The sequence below is a fragment of the Pseudomonas sp. T8 genome, from assembly GCF_024610635.1.
GTDB classification, from domain to species: domain Bacteria; phylum Pseudomonadota; class Gammaproteobacteria; order Pseudomonadales; family Pseudomonadaceae; genus Aquipseudomonas; species Aquipseudomonas chlororaphis_I.
Genome location: NZ_CP102374.1, coordinates 1,737,107 through 1,753,764 on the forward strand (window position 1 = coordinate 1,737,107; position 16,658 = coordinate 1,753,764).

Genomic DNA, 16,658 nt, shown 5'->3' on the forward strand with positions numbered 1-16,658 from the left:
TTGGCCTCTGGGGCGGTTCAAGCCACACCCAGCAACATGAAAAACAAGAACCAGCGTCAGGCCGCCAGGACGGCAGCGTCGAATAAACCCGCCACCACGGGTTTGTCATCCATCTATTAAGCCGGGCCGTTTTGGCCCGACGACTGACATCTGTTGGGAGTTCCACATGGCAAACGCCTCCAGCACGTACAGAAAGGCTCTGGAAGGTCACCCGCAACCGCAGAAGGTGCTGGTGAGAGTCGACCGCGTGACCAAGAAGTTCGATGAAACCGTGGCCGTGGACGATGTGTCCCTGGACATTCACCAGGGCGAGATCTTCGCCCTGCTCGGTGGCTCGGGTTCCGGCAAGTCCACCCTGCTGCGCATGCTGGCGGGCTTCGAGCGACCGACGGAGGGGCGTATCTACCTGGACGGCGTGGACATCACCGACATGCCGCCCTACGAGCGGCCGATCAACATGATGTTCCAGTCCTATGCGCTGTTCCCGCACATGACCGTGGCCCAGAACATTGCCTTCGGCCTGCAGCAGGACAAGATTCCCAAGGCCGAGATCGATGCCCGCGTGGCCGAGATGCTCAAGCTGGTGCACATGACCCAGTACGCCAAGCGCAAACCGCACCAGCTGTCCGGCGGCCAGCGCCAGCGCGTGGCCCTGGCCCGCTCCCTGGCCAAGCGGCCGAAGCTGCTGTTGCTCGACGAACCCATGGGCGCCCTGGATAAAAAGCTGCGTTCGCAGATGCAGTTGGAACTGGTGGAGATCATCGAGCGGGTCGGCGTGACCTGTGTGATGGTGACCCACGACCAGGAAGAGGCCATGACCATGGCCCAGCGCATCGCCATCATGCACCTGGGCTGGATCGCCCAGATCGGCAGCCCGGTGGACATCTACGAGGCCCCGGTGAGCCGCATGGTCTGCGAGTTCATCGGCAACGTGAACGCCTTCGACGGCACCGTCATCGAAGACCTGGAAGGCCACGCGGTGATCCATTGCCCGGAGCTGGAACAGAAGATCTACGTCGGCCACGGTGTCAGCACCTCGGTGCAGGACAAGTCGGTGACCTACGCCATCCGCCCGGAAAAGATGCTGGTCAGCACCACCCGGCCCGAGCACCGCTACAACTGGTCCCAGGGCAAGGTGCATGACATCGCCTACCTCGGCGGGCATTCGGTGTTCTACGTCGAACTGCCTGGCGGCAAGATCGTCCAGTCGTTCATGGCCAACGCCGAACGCCGTGGCGCGCGGCCGACCTGGGACGACCAGGTCTACGTCTGGTGGGAAGACGACAGCGGCGTGGTACTGCGCACATGAGTACGTCAACCATGAGCACTCTCAATCAGCGTTTGACCCGTGTGCTGCCCAGCGGTCGCAAGCTGGTGATCGGCATTCCCTTCCTCTGGCTGTTCCTGTTCTTCATGCTGCCATTTTTCCTGGTGATGAAGATCAGCTTCTCGGAAGCGGCCCTGGCCATTCCCCCCTACTCGGAGATCTACAGCTTCGCCGAACAGAAATTCCAGCTGCTGCTCAACGTCGGCAACTATGCATTGCTGGTGGGTGACGAGCTGTATATTTCGGCCTACCTCGGCTCGCTGAAAGTCGCCCTGCTCAGCACCCTGATGTGTCTGGTGATCGGCTTCCCCATGGCCTACGCGATCACCAAGGCCAGCAAGGAAACGCAGAACGTCTTGCTGCTGCTGATCATGATGCCGACCTGGACCGCGATCCTGATCCGCGTCTATGCCTGGATGGGCATCCTCAGCAACAACGGTTTGCTCAACGGCTTCCTGATGTGGAGCGGCCTGACCTCGGCACCGATCGAGATCCTCAACACCAACACCGCGGTCTACATAGGGGTGGTCTACGCCTACCTGCCGTTCATGGTGCTGCCGCTGTACGCCAACCTGGTCAAGCACGACCAGAGCCTGCTGGAAGCCGCGTCGGACCTGGGTTCGAGCAACTTCAACAACTTCTGGAAAATCACCGTGCCCCTGGCCAAGAACGGCATCATTGCCGGTTGCATGCTGGTGTTCATCCCGGTGGTCGGCGAATTCGTGATCCCGGAACTGCTGGGCGGCCCCGAGACCCTGATGATCGGCCGCGTGCTGTGGCAGGAGTTCTTCAACAACCGTGACTGGCCGGTGGCCTCCGCGCTGGCGGTGGTGATGCTGGCGATCCTGATTATTCCGATCCTGCTGTTCAACCGCAGCCAGGCCAAAGAGATGGAGGGACGGGCATGAAACGTTTCGGATTTTCCAGCCTGATGCTGGTGCTCGGCCTGGCGTTCATTTACCTGCCGATGCTGATCCTGGTGATCTACTCGTTCAACGCTTCCAAGCTGGTAACGGTCTGGGGCGGCTGGTCGGTGAAGTGGTACGTCGGCCTGCTGGACAACCAGCAGTTGATGGGCTCGGTGGTGCGTTCCCTGGAGATCGCCTGCTACACCGCGATTGCCGCGGTGGCCCTGGGCACCCTGGCGGCCTTTGTGCTGACCCGGGTCACCCGCTTCAAGGGCCGCACCTTGTTCGGTGGCCTGGTCACCGCGCCGCTGGTGATGCCGGAAGTGATTACCGGCCTGTCGCTGTTGCTGCTGTTCGTGGCCATGGCGCAGATGATCGGCTGGCCGCAGGAGCGTGGCATCGTCACCATCTGGATCGCCCACACCACATTCTGCGCCGCCTATGTGGCCGTGGTAGTCTCCGCGCGCTTGCGTGAGCTGGACCTGTCCATCGAAGAAGCGGCCATGGACCTGGGTGCGCGGCCGTGGAAGGTATTTTTCCTGATCACCATCCCGATGATCGCGCCGTCGCTGGCGGCGGGCGGCATGATGTCCTTTGCCTTGTCCCTGGACGATCTGGTGCTGGCGAGCTTCGTCTCCGGCCCAGGCTCCACCACCTTGCCGATGGAAGTGTTCTCGGCGGTGCGCCTCGGCGTGAAGCCAGAGATCAACGCGGTGGCCAGCCTGATCCTGCTGGCGGTGTCGCTGGTGACTTTCCTGGTCTGGTACTTCGGCCGTCGCGCCGAAGCGGCCCGCAAGCGGGCGATCCAGGAAGCCATGGAATACACCGCCAACGAAGCGTTCCAACCCGCTGCGCAACAGCGCATGCAAGCGACGACGGCCTAGGCCGTCGCGCTCACGACACACAGCGGCGCCTGGATCGCGAGCAAGCTCGCTCCTACAGACATGCACCCTCCCTGTAGGAGCGAGCTTGCTCGCGAAGACGTGCAACCTGACACCCCACGTTCCACATGCAGCAATCTGCACAATAAGAAATGGAGTTGTACCGATGAAAATGCTTGGCAGGACTCTGCTATCACTGTCCCTGATGGGCGCCCTGGTTACCGGCGCCCAGGCCAACGACAAGGAGCTGCGTGTCTACAACTGGTCGGACTATATCGCCCCGGACACCCTGAAAAAGTTCGAGGCCGAGACTGGCATCCACGTCACCTACGACGTCTTCGACAGCAACGAAACCCTGGAAGCGCGCCTGCTCACCGGCAAGTCCGGCTATGACATCGTGGTGCCTTCCAACAGTTTCTTGGCCAAGCAGATCAAGGCCGGGGTCTACCAGGAACTGGACAAGTCGCGGCTGCCGAACTGGAAGAACCTCAACCCGGTGCTGCTGCAGAACGCCGCCGCCAGCGACCCGGGCAACGCCCACGCCTTCCCCTACATGTGGGGCTCGATCGGCATCGGCTACAACCCGGACAAGGTCAAGGCGGTGCTGGGTAGCGACGCGCCGACCAACTCCTGGGACCTGCTGTTCAAGCCGGAGAACGCCGAGAAGCTCAAGGCCTGCGGCATCAGCTTCCTCGACTCGCCAACGGAAATGCTCCCCGCCGCCCTGCACTACCTGGGCTACCCGGTGACCAGCAAGGACAAGGCGCAGATCCTCGAGGCCGAGGCGCTGTTCATGAAGATCCGTCCTTCGGTGACCTACTTCCATTCCTCCAAGTACATCTCCGACCTGGCCAACGGCAACATCTGCGTGGCCGTGGGTTACTCCGGCGACGTGCTGCAGGCCCGTTCGCGCGCCGAAGAGGCCGGTAACAAGGAGAAGGTCGCCTTCAGCATTCCCAAGGAAGGCGCCGGCAGTTTCTACGACATGATGGCCATGCCCAAGGACGCGGCCAACGTCGACAACGCCTACCTGTTCATGAACTTCCTGATGCGCCCGGACATCATCGCCGAGGTCACCAACAGCCTCGGCTACAGCAACGCCAACTCCGCCGCCACGCCGCTGGTGGATGAAGCCATCCGCAACGACCCGGCCTCGTACCCGCCGCAAGCGGTGCTCGCCACCCTGTACGCGGTGCCGGACCAGCCGATCGCTATCCAGCGCGTGATGAACCGTGGCTGGACGCGGATCAAGCTCGGCAAATGACAGCCCGCGCCCGCCCGGCCATCGCGGCGGGCGCTGCTGCCCTCTTCCGTTCAGTCGCGCCTTACCACCGCGACACCCCTGCGAACGGGCTCGCCTGGCTCCCTCGGTTCAGGTGACTCCTTGGCGCCCTCCTCGGGCGCCTTTTTTGCTTTCAGGCCGCACAAAACCCTGTAGCCGCTGCCGCAGGCTGCGTATATGCCGAAGGGGCGCGGCGATCTCGAGACCGATGAAGGCCCTGCGGGCCTTATCGCAGCCTCGCGGGCTCGGCAGCGGCTACAGGCGGCGCGGGATCAGGCTTTGTGTAGCCGCTGCCGCAGGCTGCGATCGACCCGAAGGGGCGCAACAATCTCGAGACCGATGAAGGCCCTGCGGGCCTTGTCGCAGCCTCGCGGGCTCGGCAGCGGCTACAGGGGCGCGGCATCAGGCTTTGTGTAGCCGCTGCCGCAGGCTGCGTACGTCCCGAAGGGGCGCAACAATCTCGAGACCGATGAAGGCCCTGCGGGCCTTGTCGCAGCCTCGCGGGCTCGGCAGCGGCTACAGGCGGCGCGGGATCAGGCTTTGTGTAGCCGCTGCCGCAGGCTGCGTACGTCCCGAGGGGGCGCAACAATCTCGAGACCGATGAAGGCCCTGCGGGCCTTATCGCAGCCTCGCGGGCTCGGCAGCGGCTACAGGGATCGGGGTCTGGCTTCGTGTAGCCGCTGCCGCAGGCTGCGATCGACCCGAAGGGGCGCGGCGATCTCAAGACCGATGAAGGCCCTGCGGGCCTTGTCGCAGCCTCGCGGGCTCGGCAGCGGCTACAGGGGCGCGGCATCAGGCTTTGTGTAGCCGCTGCCGCAGGCTGCGATCGACCCGAAGGGGCGCGGCGATCTCAAGAGCGATGAAGGCCCTGCGGGCCTTGTCGCAGCCTCGCGGGCTCGGCAGCGGCTACAAGGGATCGGCATCATCCAGCGGGTCCCCCCAACCACAAACAATGATATTTTTCGCCGCTTGCGGTGCAGCCGGGCATCGCCACGTTTACAGGGAACCGTATCGATGCAGACCGCTGTCCAGCCTTGTCCATTGCCCAGTCAATCCAGCATTGCCAACCTGGCGGTCGGGGCGAGCTTCATCGATTGCCGCCAGGTGCTGGCCAACGACCCCGAGCGCACGGCCATGCGCCACCTGCTCAACCTGATGAGCCAGACCCCGGCCTGGATCGACCGGATGATGGGCCTGCGCAACCGTGTGGTGCAGTTGTTCGGCCTCAAGGACCTGGGGCGCCTGACACGCATCGACCTGGCCAGGGCGGACGAGGATTACCGGCCGGACGACCGGGTCGGCATCTTCACCCTGCTTGCCCAGGCCCCCGACGAGGTGCTGGTGGTGGACCGCGACAAGCACCTGGACGTGTACCTGTCCCTCAACCGCCTGCCGCTGACCGCCGAGGGCCTACGCCCGGTGGTGCTGTCCACCGTGGTCCATCCGCACAACCTGCTGGGGCGCCTGTACATGCTGCCGGTGGCGCCGTTCCACCGGCTCATCGCGCCCATGACCCTGGCCAATATCAATCGCCGCTGAGCCGCCACTTTCAAGGACACTGCCATGCAGACACCCGAGTTCGACGTTGTTGTAGTAGGCCTGGGCGCCATGGGCGCCGCGACCCTGTACCAGTTGGCCAAGCGTGGGGTGAAGGTGGCCGGCATCGACCGTTTTGCCCCGCCCCACGACCAGGGTTCGAGCCATGGCGACACCCGCATCACCCGCCAGGCGGTGGGTGAAGGCGCCGCCTATGTGCCGCTGGCGATCCGCGCGCAGAAGATCTGGCGCGAGCTGGAAGCCGAGCAGAATGAACCGTTGTTCGAGCAGTGCGGCGTGCTGGTGATGACCTCCAGCGCCACCCCGAGCGGCCAGGACGCCACGCCGGATTTCACCGAAAACACCCTGGCCCTGGCCCGCCAGTTCGGCATCGAGCATGAGGTGCTGGACGCCACGCAGATCCGCCAACGCTTCCCGCAGTTCACGCCGATCCACGACAGCTCCCTGGGCTACTTCGAACCCGGCGGCGGTTATGTGCGGCCGGAGCGTTGCATCGATGCGCAGCTGAGCCTGGCCCGCCAGTTGGGCGCGACGCTGATCACCGGCGAGACGGTGCTGGATATCAAAAACGAGCAGGATCTGGTGCAAATCACCAGCCAGCACCGGCGCATCAGCGCGGCCAAGGTCGTGGTCTGCGCCGGCATGTGGTCCAGCCAATTGCTCGGCGCGCCGTTCGACAAGTTGCTGCGGGTGTGCCGGCAGACCTTGTACTGGTACCAACTGGCGGAACCGGTGATCTTCCCCGAGCACTCGCCGAGCTTTATCGTCCACGGCGCCAGCGACGAGCAGACCTGCTACGGCTTTCCGCCGATACCCGGCGAAGGCAGCATGAAGATCGCCACCGAGCAGTACAGCGAGACCTCGACGCCGGACAGCCTGGACCGCCAGGTCAGCGCGGCGCAGAGCGAGGCGATGTACCGCGATCTGGTACAGGTCAATATCGCCGGGGTCACGTCGCAACGGGTGAAGTCCGCGGTCTGCGCCTACACCGTGACCCCGGACTCGCACTTCATCATCGACGAGCACCCGTGCCTGGCCAACGTCACGGTGGTCAGCGCCTGCTCGGGCCACGGTTTCAAGCACTCGGCGGCGATTGGCGAAGCCCTGGCCCAGCAACTGGTGGACGGACGCAGCGAGATCGATTTGAGCGCGTTTTCCCTGGCGCGCTTCGGCCATTGAGTAGCGCCAGGACGCTCCTGGATGGGGCGCTTTCCAGGCAGAAACGATTCAGTGACGTTTTTCCTCCTGTGGGCGCCGCTTTCAACCTTGCCCCTTCGTTCACTCTCTACGATTCTGTAGAGACCCCCGCGGGGCGGCGCCAGGCCGTCCCAGGCAAAACAACAGGAGCGCCCCATGAAGAGCGTCGCTGAAGTACTGAAGTTGAAGGCCAAGCACAACCAGCAAGTGCACACCATCGCGCCCCACCAAATGGTGCTCGAGGCGCTGATGCTGATGGCCGAGAAGAACGTCGGCGCCCTGCCCGTGATGCAGAACGGCGAAGTGGTCGGGGTGATCAGCGAACGCGACTACGCGCGCAAGCTGGTGCTGCACGGCCGCTCCTCGGTGGGCACGCCGGTCAGCGCGATCATGAGTTCGCCGGTGATCACCGTGGACTCGCACCAGAGCGTGGAAACCTGCATGGGCATCATGACCGACAGCCACCTGCGGCACCTGCCGGTGGTGGAAGACGGCCAGTTGCTGGGCCTGCTGTCGATCGGCGACCTGGTCAAGGAAGCCATCGCCGAACAGGCCGACCTGATCCGTCAGCTGGAACAGTACATTCGCGGCGAGTAAGCCCGCCCCCACGACCCAATCCCCTGGAGCCGGCGGCGCCTTCGCACGCCGGCCCTACACGGGAAATTGCACGCGCACTTCGAACCCATCGCAACGGCCACTGGCCGGTGATGCCAGGTGCAGTTCGCCGCCCACGCCGTGAACGATGCTCTGGGCAATCGCCAGCCCCAGGCCGGAGCCGCTGGCCTCGCTGTTGCCGCGGACAAAACGCTCGGTCAGGCGTTGCAGCACTGGCGGCGGCACCACCGGTCCGCCATTGACCACCCGCAGGCAACCATCGGCGCCAAGGCTGACGTCTACCGGCTGCAACGGATCGCCGTACTTCAGGGCGTTTTCGATCAAGTTGCGCAGCAGGATGCCAAAAGCGTCCGGGTCGATGGCAGCACACACCCGGGCCGTCTGCGGCAACTGCAGCCGGATGCGCGGCGCAGCGCCGCGATTCCACTCCTCCACGCCATGGGCCAGCAGCGGAATCAAGTCCTCGGGGGTTTCGGACAACAGCCCGCCGCCCTCGGCCTTGGCCAATTGCATAAGTTTTTCCGAGAGCCGGGCCAGCTCCCGCAGGGCGTTCTCGATCTTCGCCGCCCGTAGCTGCAACGGCCCCTCCGGGGCTTCATGGCGCAGGCGCTGGATCTGCGCCAGGGTCGCCGCCAGGGGCGTGCGCAATTCATGGGCGCTGTTGGCGGTAAAGCTGCGTTCGGTTTCCAGGGCTTTGCGCAGGCGCTCCAGCAAATGATTGACCGCTTCGGCCAGGGGATCGATTTCCGCCGGCAGGCGCGCCACCTTGATCGGTGACAGGTCGCCCACCCCCCGGGCCTCCACCGCTCGCCGGTAGGCCAAGACGCTGCGCAGGCTGATGCGCACGAACAGCCAGGTGCCCAGCAGGCTGATGGGAATCAACCCGAGCAAGGGCACCAGCAAGGCGAACAGCGCCTCCCGGGAAGCTTCGCGGCGCTGGGCCAGGGGCTCGGCGATCTCGATGACGATCGAGTCGTTCTCGGCGCTGGCGCTGTACAAGCGGTATTTGCCCCGGGTGGTAAAGCCCGGGCTGGGCCGGTGGCTGAAGATCTTCAGCTTGGCGTCGTGGGAGCGCATCAGAATCTGCCCCTCGGCGTCGCGCACCACGTAGGTCAGGTATTCGCTGTCCATCTTCAGGGTCGCCACATGCCGGGCCCGGCGCGGCCCGGAACGGTTGCCGATTTCCAGCGCGGCCAGGGGCAGGATGCGCTGGGCCGTGGCTTCCAGGGCGCTGTCGAAGGTTTCTTCCAACTCATGCTGGACCGCCAGCCAGGTGCCGGCGGTGGCCCCCAGCCAGAGCAGGGTCATGCCCAGGGTCAGCCCCAGGCTCAGGCGCTTTTGCAGGCTGGTCGGACGCTTCATCCGGGCATCAGCCGGTAGCCCATGCCGCGCACGGTTTCGATCAGTTCGCGCCCGAGTTTCTTGCGCAGCCGGCTGACGTAGACCTCGATGGTGTTGCTCTCGATTTCCGCGCCGAAGGCATACAGCCGCTCCTCCAACTGAGACTTGGAGAGCAAGGCGCTGGGGCGCTGGACAAAGGCCTCGAACACCGCCCACTCACGGGCGGTGAGATCGATGATGGCGCCGCCGCGCTGCACGGTGCGGGCGCTGATGTTCACCTGCAGCTCGCCGAGGCGGATCTGCGGGTTGGGGTTGCCGCTGTAGCGCCGGGCCACCGCCGCGACCCGCGCCGACAGCTCAAACAAGTCGAAGGGCTTGACCAGGTAATCGTCGGCACCGGCGTTGAGCCCGGCGATGCGCTCGGAAATCTGGTCCTGGGCGGTGAGGATGATCACCGGCGTCACGTCCCCGGCACCGCGGCGCTGGCGCAGGAATTCCAGGCCACGCCCATCGGGCAGCATCAGGTCCAGCAGGATCAGGTCGTAGGCTGTGCTGGCGACACTGGCCCGGGCCTGCTCCAGGCGCTGCACCCAATCCACGGCGTGGCCATCGTCGGCAATCTGCTCGCGCACCGCTTCCCCGAGTACCGCCGCGTCCTCAATCAATAACACCCGCATGACGCCCTCCCCTGATCTGTGTGGTGACGCACCTTAACCGCCGAACCTGACGCCAACCTGAAGATTCAGCTGGCCATCAAAAACCCCTCATCAGGGTAGCCACACACGCCCCGCGACAGCCGGAGCCAGATCATGAAAAGCCCATTCGCCCGGCCTCGAAGTTTTTTCAACGTCCTTCAGGTTGCTGTCAGCTAAGCGGCTCAGGCTGCAGCCACATCACTTGAAAAGGACACCCTCATGAACAAGCTTTTCGTCGCCAGTTGCCTCGCCGCGGTTCTGGCCTTGCCTGGGCTGGCCCAGGCCCGTGAAGTGACCCTGACCACCCGCCTGAAGGACTACGGCGGCAATGACGCTTACCTGGCGATCTACCTCACCGACGCCAATGGCACCTACCAGCAGACCCTGTGGGTCGCCGGCAAGAAGGCCAAGTACTACAAGCACCTGCCGGACTGGGCCCGGGGCAGCCGCATGGCCGCCGCCCAGTACGACGGCATCAGCGGTGCCAGCGTCGGCAGCGGCGAGACCCTGACCGTCAGCGCCGAGCTGGCGGACAGCCTGATCGACGCCGGGTATCAGATCCGCATCGACAGCGCCGTGGAGGACCAGCGCGATGTCCGCGCCGACGTGGTCCTGCCCCTGACACTCCAGGGCGCAGGCCAGCCGGCCAGCGGCAGCACCTACGTGCAATCCCTGCGCTACGACCTGTAATGCCCACGCCGTCAGGAGGCACAACCATGTTGCGCTCGTTGCACTCGATTCCCGGGCTGATCGCCGCCCTGCTGGTGATGCTGCTGGCCATCAGCGGCGCGACCCTGGCACTGAACCCGGCGCTGGAACGCCTGCACACACCCCAACCGGCCGTGGCGCAAGTCTCGGTCGGGCAACTGGCCGGACGCATTGCCGGCCATCTGAGCGGGATCGAGCAGATCCGGCGCACGCCCTCGGGCTCGGTGATCGTCTACCACAGCCAGGACGGCCAGGCGCTGGCCAGCACGGTCGACCCACTGACCGGCTCGGTGCTCGCGCCCTACACCCCCTCGGCGTTTGCCCGTTGGGTCAAGGAACTGCACCGCTCGTTGTTTCTCGACACGACGGGCCACGCCGTATCGGCCCTGGGCGCCCTGGCGATGCTTTTGCTGGCGTGCTCCGGTGCCGTGTTGCTGGCCCGCCGCGTCGGCGGCTGGGGCAACCTGCTGCGGCCCTTGCGGGGCAGCTTCAGCCAGCGCTGGCATGCCGAGCTCGGACGCCTGACCACCCTGGGCCTGCTGCTGTCGGCCCTGAGCGGGTTGTACCTGTCGGCCGGCACCTTCGGCTTGATTGCCGACGGCAGCCAGGCCGAACCGGCCGTCCCCACCCCAGTCAGCGCCGGCCCGGCCTTGCCGGTGGCCAGCCTGCCGGCGTTGCAGGCCCTGGACCTGAATGACCTGCGCGAGCTGGTCTACCCCAGCCCTGGCAACCCCCAGGACCTGTACAGCCTGCGCACCACCGCCGGCGAGGGCTATGTCGACCAGGCCAGCGGCGCCCTGCTGTCCTTCCAGCCCTACGCCGGCGCGCATCAGGCCTATGAGCTCATCTACCGGCTGCACACTGGCGAAGGCCTGTGGTGGCTGGGCCTGCTGCTGGGGACCTGCGCCCTGGGCGTGCCGCTGATGAGCGTCACCGGCCTGTGGCTGTGGTGGCGTCGACGCCAAGGCGCCACGCCGATCCACGACAACAGCACGGCCGCCAACGCCGACTGCGTGATCCTGGTGGGCAGCGAGAACAACAGCACCTGGGGCTTTGCCCACACCTTGCACCAGGCCCTGGTGATGGCCGGGATCAAGGTCCACAGCGCACCGATGAACCAGCTGCAAAGCGACTACCCCAAGGCGCGCCACCTGCTGATCCTCACGGCCACCCACGGCGATGGCGATGCCCCGGCCTCGGCCACGGCTTTTCTCGCGCGCCTGGGGCAAAACCCGCCGGGGCCGGGGCTGCCATTTGTCGTGCTGGGTTTTGGCGACCGCCAGTTCCCACGCTTCTGCGGCTTCGCCGAGCAAGTGCAGAACGCCCTGGCCGCCAGCGGTGCGCGCCCCCTGCTGCCCCTGGACTGCATCCATCGCCAGTGCGCCCAGGAGTTCCAGCGCTGGGGCCAGGCGCTGGGAGCGGCCCTGGGGCTGGAGCTGGACTTGCAGCACCACAGCCAAACCCCGCCCAGCCATGACTTGGAGCTGGTCGAGTCCGTGGCCTATGGCGCCCAGGTCCAGGCACCGACCCGGATCCTGCGCTTCAAGGCCCCAGCCGACGGCAGCGGCCAAGGCTTGCCCGAGTTCCAGGCCGGCGACCTGGTGGGCATCCTGCCCCCCGGCACTGCGCAGCCGCGTTTCTACTCCCTGGCCAGCAGCAGCGCCGACGGGGTCCTGGAGATCTGCGTGCGCAAGCACCCTGGTGGCCTGTGCTCGGGCTTTCTCCATGACCTGCAAGCGGGAGCGCGGATCCAGGGCTTCATCCAGCCCAATCCGCAATTTCGTCCGCTCCAGGGCTCGCAACCGGTGATCCTGATCGGCGCCGGCACCGGAATCGGCCCCCTGGCAGGCTTTATCCGCGGCAACCGGGCCCGGCAACCGATGCACCTGTACTGGGGCGGGCGCCACCCGGCCTCGGACTTCCTCTACGAGCCGGAACTCAAGGGCTATCTGGCCGACCGACGCCTGACCGCCCTGCACGCGGCCTTCTCCCGGGTCCCGGCGCGCGGCTACGTGCAGGACCGGCTGCTCGCCGATGCCCTGGCGCTACGCCGGCTGGTGGAAAAAGGCGCCCAGGTGCTGGTCTGCGGCAGCCGGGACATGGCCAAGGGGGTGATCCAGGCCCTGGACGAAGTGCTGGCGCCGCTCAACCTCAGCGTACTGACCCTCAAGGCCCAAGGACGTTACCGTGAAGACATCTACTGAAACCGCCGGACTGCAACGCTACAGCCTCAACGGCCCGACCATGGGCAGCCGCTACACCGCGCTGTTCTATGCCGCCCCGGGATTCGCTACCCGAGACATCGCGGACCGCCTGGCCCAGGCGGTGGAACGGGTTGAGCAACAGATGTCGAGCTGGAACCCCACGTCCGATCTCAACCGACTCAACTCGGCGCCCAGGCACCACTGGGTCAGCGTGCCCAGGGAACTGATGAACGTCATCACCACGGCGCTGCAGGTCAGCGAGCAATCCGCCGGGGCCTTCGAGATCGCCGTGGGTGAACTGGTCCAGGGCTGGGGCTTCGGCCCCACGGCCCGGACACTGGATCAGCCAGCGCTGGCCGAACTGGGCCGGCAGCGCCTCGCCCCCGCCAGCTACGCCCTGGAGCTGGAACCCCGGCGCCACCGCTTGCGCAAGCGGGCGAAGCTGCGCCTGGACCTCAATGGCATTGCCAAGGGTTTTGGCGTCGATGAACTGGCCCGCGCCCTGGAAGCCTCGGGCATCCGTGACTATCTGGTGGGGATCGACGGCGAAATGCGCGCCAGGGGCAGCAAGCCCGCCGGGCAACCCTGGACCGTGGCCCTGGAGAAACCCCTGCGTGGGGTCCGCCAAGTCATGGGGGTGATGGAGCTGGGCAATGCGGCCATTGCCACCTCCGGCGACTACCGGCGGTGGGTGGAGATCGCCGGGCAGTCCTATGCCCATACCCTCGACCCGGCCACCGGCGCGCCCCTGGACAACCGCCTGGCCTCGGTCAGCGTGGTGGCCGCCAACTGCATGCTGGCCGATGCCTGGGCCACCGCGCTGTTGGTGCTCGGCGAAGTCGAGGGACCGCGGTTGGCCCAGGAGCGCGGCATGGATGCCTTGTTCGTGATCCGCGACGGCGCGCAGTTGCGCGAGGTGTCTATCGTGGGCGGACAGTTGCAGGCGCAGATCGAGACCCGCTGAAGCCGGTGTCTGTTGCCCCGATGAAACTCATGTACCGGCACTGCGAACGGCACGCTAACGACCGCATCGGTTGGCCGCGAGCTTGGTGGTTGGCCCTTGCGGTGGGAGCACAGCGTGGCGCCATGGATCGGCGGCATGTCCCTGATGTTCCTCGCTGGCAAGGTGAGGCTGCAGGCGTATACTTTGGCAAATTTTGTCAAACGTGGACAAAACCATGAGCACCATGAACATTTCCCTGCCAGAAGCCCTCAAGGCCTTCGTCGACGATCAGGTCAGCCAGCGGGGCTACAGCACCAGCAGCGAGTACGTGCGGGAGCTGATCCGCAAGGATCAGGATCGACAGCACCTGCGCGGCCTGCTGCTGGCGGGTGCTGAATCGGCGCCTGGCACTCCCGTGGACGATCGTTACTTCGACGCTCTTCGCGCCAGAGTCCGCAAGGAATGAAGGCACAGCGGGTCATTCCAAGGGCCCTGGCCAATCAGGATGTAGAAGACGCTGTCGACTACTACCTGGCTCAACAGGCCGAGCAGGCAGCCTTGGGCTTCATCGACGACCTGCAAGCTGCCTATGCGCATATCGCCCGGCATCCGGCCTCAGGCCTTTCCCGCTACCCCCATGAGCTCGATTTGCCAGGGCTTCTTTACTGGCCATTGAGTCGCTATCCCTTTCTGGTGTTCTACGCCCGGCACGACGACCACATTGACGTGTGGCGCGTCTTGCACGCCATGCGGGACATTCCCGCCTCGCTGACGGAAAGCCCCGCACACGGATCGACCTGACGCGGGCTACAGCGCCCCATCAGCGGTAAAGAACTGCCGCCCATCCTGCTTGAGCAGATCCAGCAGCAGCTGGGCCGCCGGCGACAGGTAGCCTTCGGTCCGTACCAGCACCACGATGCTGCGATGCATGCGGGTTTGCGCCAGCGGCACTTCCCGCAGGTGGGCGATGCCCTTGAAGTCGTCCAGGGTTTCCCGGGCCAGGAAGCTCAGCAGCCCGGTCTTGGCGATCAGCCGCGGCAGCAGGGAGATGGTGTTGGTCTCGATCTGCACCGAGGGCAACGGCAGCTTGTGGCTCTGAAACACATTGTCGATCCAGCGCCGGGCCGAGACCCCGGTCCCCGGCAGCACCCAGCGGTAGTCGCACAGGTCGCGCAGGCGCATCGGCGTATCGAACACCGGGTGGTCGCGGCTGGCCACCACCACGGCCTGGTCTTCGAACAGGGTGTGGTGGCTCAGGTGCGGGTCGCCCTCGAACAGCGGGCAGATCACCATGTCCAGGCGCCCCGAGCGCAGGGACTCGCGGAGCACGTCGTCCTGGCCGATCACCAGGTTCAGGGTGATGTCCGGGGCGCGCTCCAGCAAGGTCGCGGTCATCTGCGGCAACAGGTGCTCGGCCATGCTGGCGGCGCACCCCAGGCGGATATTGCCGAGCACGCCGCTGGCAAAATCGCGCACCTCGCGATGGGTCTCGGCGATGTTCTGTTGCAACTGCCGGGCGCGCTGTTGCAGCAACAGGCCCACCGCCGTCAGCTTGATCCGCCGCCCGTCACGCTCGAACAGCTTGGTGCCGAAGGACTCCTCCAGGCGCTGGATGCTTTTGGTCAGCGCCGGCTGGCTGCGGTTGAGCTTCTGCGCCGCGCGCCCGAGGTGGCCGAGCTCGGCGATGGTTTCGAAATAGGTCAGGTCGCGCAGGTCCATGATCGATAAACCAGAGTTATTGGTTGATCACAATTAGAAACTGGACTTGATCAATTGCGCTATCAATAATTTGCTCCGAAGCGCTGGTAGCAACGGTCCCGCAACAGGAACGGCCAGCGCGCTGGAGAATGCCCTTGCCTCGTCCCTCGCCTTTGTCCCTGTCCACCTGGCCCCTTGCCCTGCAATGGCTGGCGCTGCTGATCCTCGCTGGCAGCGCCGGGCAGTTGCTGAAACACTTCGAAGTTCCCGCCGGACAGTTCCTCGGGCCGATGCTGGTGGCCATCGGTTTCGGCATCAGCGGCGCCAGCATCCGCGTGCCGCGCCAGGCCTTCCGCCTCGGCCAGGGCTCGGTCGGGGTCCTGGCTGCCCACTCCATGACCATGGCCGTGCTGGCCTCGATGGCCCAGTCCTGGCCGGTGATGCTGTTCGCCACCCTGCTCACCGTCTGCCTCAGCGCCCTGGTCGGCCTGGCGCTGGTGCGTCTCGGCGGCCTGCCGCCCAGCACCGCGGCCTGGGGCACCGCGCCGGGGGCGGCTTCGGCCATGGTGGCGATGGCCGACGACTTCGGCGCCGACTCGCGGGTGGTGGCCACCATGCAGTACGTGCGAGTGGTGTGCGTGGTGATGATCGGCGCCCTGGCCAGCCACTGGATCGGTGTCCCGGCCGGCGGCAGCCAGGCCCACAGCACCGAGGTGGTGCTGCAGACCTTCACCCTGCTCAACCTCGGCCTGACCCTGGCCACCATAGTGCTCGGCGTGCTGCTCGGTTCACGGGTGCCGGCCGGCGCCCTGCTGGTGCCGCTGCTGATCGGCGGCGCGCTGCAGATCTCCGGGCTGCTGCACATCACCCTGCCCGGCTGGCTGCTGGCCCTGGCCTACGGCGCCATCGGCTGCTACATCGGCCTGCGCTTCGACCGGCCGACCCTGCGCTACGTCTGGACCCGCCTGCCGGCGATGATCTTTGGCGCGGTGCTGCTGATCGCCCTCTGCGCGCTGTCGGCCTGGCTGCTGGCGCACTGGCTGGACAAGGACTTCCTCTCGGTCTACCTCGCCACCAGCCCCGGCGGCCTGGACGCCATGACGATCATCGCGGTGGACACCCACGCCGACGTCGGCCTGGTGCTGGCCATGCAGACCCTGCGGCTGTTCGCGGTGATCGTAAGCGGCGCTTTTTTCGCCCGGCTGATCATCAGGTGGTCGCGCTGAACCCGGGAGACGCGCGTCTTTAAACACTCTGAAATAGTAAATCCGAGCGCCATCCCTCCTTCCCTGGCTCCGTCGC

The 16,658-nt window shown here is 65.8% G+C and carries 16 protein-coding genes; 13 read left to right on the forward strand and 3 right to left on the reverse strand.

All coding sequences use genetic code 11. The features are described 5' to 3' along the window. Positions 1–166 precede the first annotated feature (166 nt). The 7 genes from NRG23_RS07585 (at position 167) to NRG23_RS07615 (ending at position 7,749) form a co-directional block, all read left to right on the forward strand. Positions 167–1,309 carry an ABC transporter ATP-binding protein gene (locus NRG23_RS07585; RefSeq protein ID WP_009048285.1) on the forward strand — a complete coding sequence of 381 codons (1,143 nt, stop codon included), beginning with the start codon at positions 167–169 and terminating at the stop codon, positions 1,307–1,309. A gap of 44 nt (positions 1,310–1,353) precedes the next feature. Then, on the forward strand, positions 1,354–2,235 hold the full coding sequence (locus NRG23_RS07590) for an ABC transporter permease subunit (protein WP_164485211.1): 882 nt from the start codon (positions 1,354–1,356) through the stop codon (positions 2,233–2,235). Then, positions 2,232–3,119 carry an ABC transporter permease subunit gene (locus NRG23_RS07595; RefSeq protein WP_009048283.1) on the forward strand — a complete coding sequence of 296 codons (888 nt, stop codon included), beginning with the start codon at positions 2,232–2,234 and terminating at the stop codon, positions 3,117–3,119. Before NRG23_RS07590 ends, NRG23_RS07595 begins: the two co-directional genes overlap by 4 nt. Positions 3,120–3,282: 163 nt before the next feature. Next, positions 3,283–4,380: a polyamine ABC transporter substrate-binding protein gene (locus NRG23_RS07600; RefSeq protein WP_053268688.1), complete on the forward strand. Its 1,098-nt coding sequence runs from the start codon at positions 3,283–3,285 to the stop codon at positions 4,378–4,380. Positions 4,381–5,412: 1,032 nt separating this feature from the next. Continuing rightward, entirely contained in the window at positions 5,413–5,937 is a 525-nt protein-coding gene (locus NRG23_RS07605; protein WP_257374289.1) for a DUF2867 domain-containing protein, read from the forward strand. 24 nt (positions 5,938–5,961) lie between these two features. After that, a complete protein-coding gene (solA, locus tag NRG23_RS07610) occupies positions 5,962–7,134 on the forward strand; it encodes an N-methyl-L-tryptophan oxidase (RefSeq protein WP_257374290.1) in 1,173 nt (390 codons plus the stop codon). Between the two features lie 174 nt (positions 7,135–7,308). Next, positions 7,309–7,749, forward strand: a complete 441-nt coding sequence (locus tag NRG23_RS07615) for a CBS domain-containing protein (protein ID WP_007930897.1) — start codon at positions 7,309–7,311, stop codon at positions 7,747–7,749. Positions 7,750–7,803: 54 nt separating this feature from the next. On the opposite strand, the gene NRG23_RS07620 is transcribed toward NRG23_RS07615, so the two are convergent. Next, a complete protein-coding gene (locus tag NRG23_RS07620; protein ID WP_257374292.1) occupies positions 7,804–9,129 on the reverse strand; it encodes an ATP-binding protein in 1,326 nt (441 codons plus the stop codon). Further along, positions 9,126–9,785, reverse strand: coding sequence for a response regulator transcription factor (locus NRG23_RS07625; protein WP_053268685.1), 660 nt, complete (start codon positions 9,783–9,785; stop codon positions 9,126–9,128). Before NRG23_RS07625 ends, NRG23_RS07620 begins: the two co-directional genes overlap by 4 nt. A 237-nt stretch (positions 9,786–10,022) precedes the next feature. On the opposite strand from NRG23_RS07625, the gene NRG23_RS07630 reads away from it, so the two are divergent. The 5 genes from NRG23_RS07630 to NRG23_RS07650 all read left to right on the forward strand — a co-directional run bounded on the left by NRG23_RS07630 (position 10,023) and on the right by NRG23_RS07650 (position 14,459). Continuing rightward, positions 10,023–10,493 carry a DUF2271 domain-containing protein gene (locus tag NRG23_RS07630; protein WP_257374293.1) on the forward strand — a complete coding sequence of 157 codons (471 nt, stop codon included), beginning with the start codon at positions 10,023–10,025 and terminating at the stop codon, positions 10,491–10,493. Between the two features lie 26 nt (positions 10,494–10,519). Then, the gene (locus tag NRG23_RS07635; RefSeq protein ID WP_257374294.1) at positions 10,520–12,715 is read left to right on the forward strand and encodes a PepSY domain-containing protein; all 2,196 of its coding nucleotides are present in this window, start codon (positions 10,520–10,522) and stop codon (positions 12,713–12,715) included. Continuing rightward, positions 12,699–13,679: an FAD:protein FMN transferase gene (locus NRG23_RS07640; RefSeq protein WP_124301331.1), complete on the forward strand. Its 981-nt coding sequence runs from the start codon at positions 12,699–12,701 to the stop codon at positions 13,677–13,679. Before NRG23_RS07635 ends, NRG23_RS07640 begins: the two co-directional genes overlap by 17 nt. Before the next feature lie 214 nt (positions 13,680–13,893). Beyond that, entirely contained in the window at positions 13,894–14,124 is a 231-nt protein-coding gene (locus NRG23_RS07645) for a type II toxin-antitoxin system ParD family antitoxin (protein WP_009048274.1), read from the forward strand. Beyond that, complete coding sequence (locus NRG23_RS07650; protein WP_041986958.1) at positions 14,121–14,459, forward strand: type II toxin-antitoxin system RelE/ParE family toxin; 339 nt, start codon at positions 14,121–14,123, stop codon at positions 14,457–14,459. Before NRG23_RS07645 ends, NRG23_RS07650 begins: the two co-directional genes overlap by 4 nt. Before the next feature lie 6 nt (positions 14,460–14,465). Here the strand turns inward: NRG23_RS07650 and NRG23_RS07655 are convergent, their stop codons facing one another. Next, entirely contained in the window at positions 14,466–15,377 is a 912-nt protein-coding gene (locus NRG23_RS07655) for a LysR family transcriptional regulator (RefSeq protein ID WP_124301329.1), read from the reverse strand. Between the two features lie 128 nt (positions 15,378–15,505). On the opposite strand from NRG23_RS07655, the gene NRG23_RS07660 reads away from it, so the two are divergent. Further along, a complete protein-coding gene (locus NRG23_RS07660; protein ID WP_257374295.1) occupies positions 15,506–16,582 on the forward strand; it encodes an AbrB family transcriptional regulator in 1,077 nt (358 codons plus the stop codon). Positions 16,583–16,658: the final 76 nt, after the last annotated feature.

Coding starts and splice junctions, on each gene's coding strand:
- NRG23_RS07585 (WP_009048285.1), top strand. CDS start 167: ATGGCAAACGCCTCCAGCACGTACAGAAAGGCTCTGGAAGGTCACCCG.
- NRG23_RS07595 (WP_009048283.1), top strand. CDS start 2,232: ATGAAACGTTTCGGATTTTCCAGCCTGATGCTGGTGCTCGGCCTGGCG.
- NRG23_RS07600 (WP_053268688.1), top strand. CDS start 3,283: ATGAAAATGCTTGGCAGGACTCTGCTATCACTGTCCCTGATGGGCGCC.
- NRG23_RS07605 (WP_257374289.1), top strand. CDS start 5,413: ATGCAGACCGCTGTCCAGCCTTGTCCATTGCCCAGTCAATCCAGCATT.
- solA (WP_257374290.1), top strand. CDS start 5,962: ATGCAGACACCCGAGTTCGACGTTGTTGTAGTAGGCCTGGGCGCCATG.
- NRG23_RS07615 (WP_007930897.1), top strand. CDS start 7,309: ATGAAGAGCGTCGCTGAAGTACTGAAGTTGAAGGCCAAGCACAACCAG.
- NRG23_RS07620 (WP_257374292.1), bottom strand. CDS start 9,129: ATGAAGCGTCCGACCAGCCTGCAAAAGCGCCTGAGCCTGGGGCTGACC.
- NRG23_RS07625 (WP_053268685.1), bottom strand. CDS start 9,785: ATGCGGGTGTTATTGATTGAGGACGCGGCGGTACTCGGGGAAGCGGTG.
- NRG23_RS07630 (WP_257374293.1), top strand. CDS start 10,023: ATGAACAAGCTTTTCGTCGCCAGTTGCCTCGCCGCGGTTCTGGCCTTG.
- NRG23_RS07635 (WP_257374294.1), top strand. CDS start 10,520: ATGTTGCGCTCGTTGCACTCGATTCCCGGGCTGATCGCCGCCCTGCTG.
- NRG23_RS07645 (WP_009048274.1), top strand. CDS start 13,894: ATGAGCACCATGAACATTTCCCTGCCAGAAGCCCTCAAGGCCTTCGTC.
- NRG23_RS07650 (WP_041986958.1), top strand. CDS start 14,121: ATGAAGGCACAGCGGGTCATTCCAAGGGCCCTGGCCAATCAGGATGTA.
- NRG23_RS07655 (WP_124301329.1), bottom strand. CDS start 15,377: ATGGACCTGCGCGACCTGACCTATTTCGAAACCATCGCCGAGCTCGGC.
- NRG23_RS07660 (WP_257374295.1), top strand. CDS start 15,506: ATGCCCTTGCCTCGTCCCTCGCCTTTGTCCCTGTCCACCTGGCCCCTT.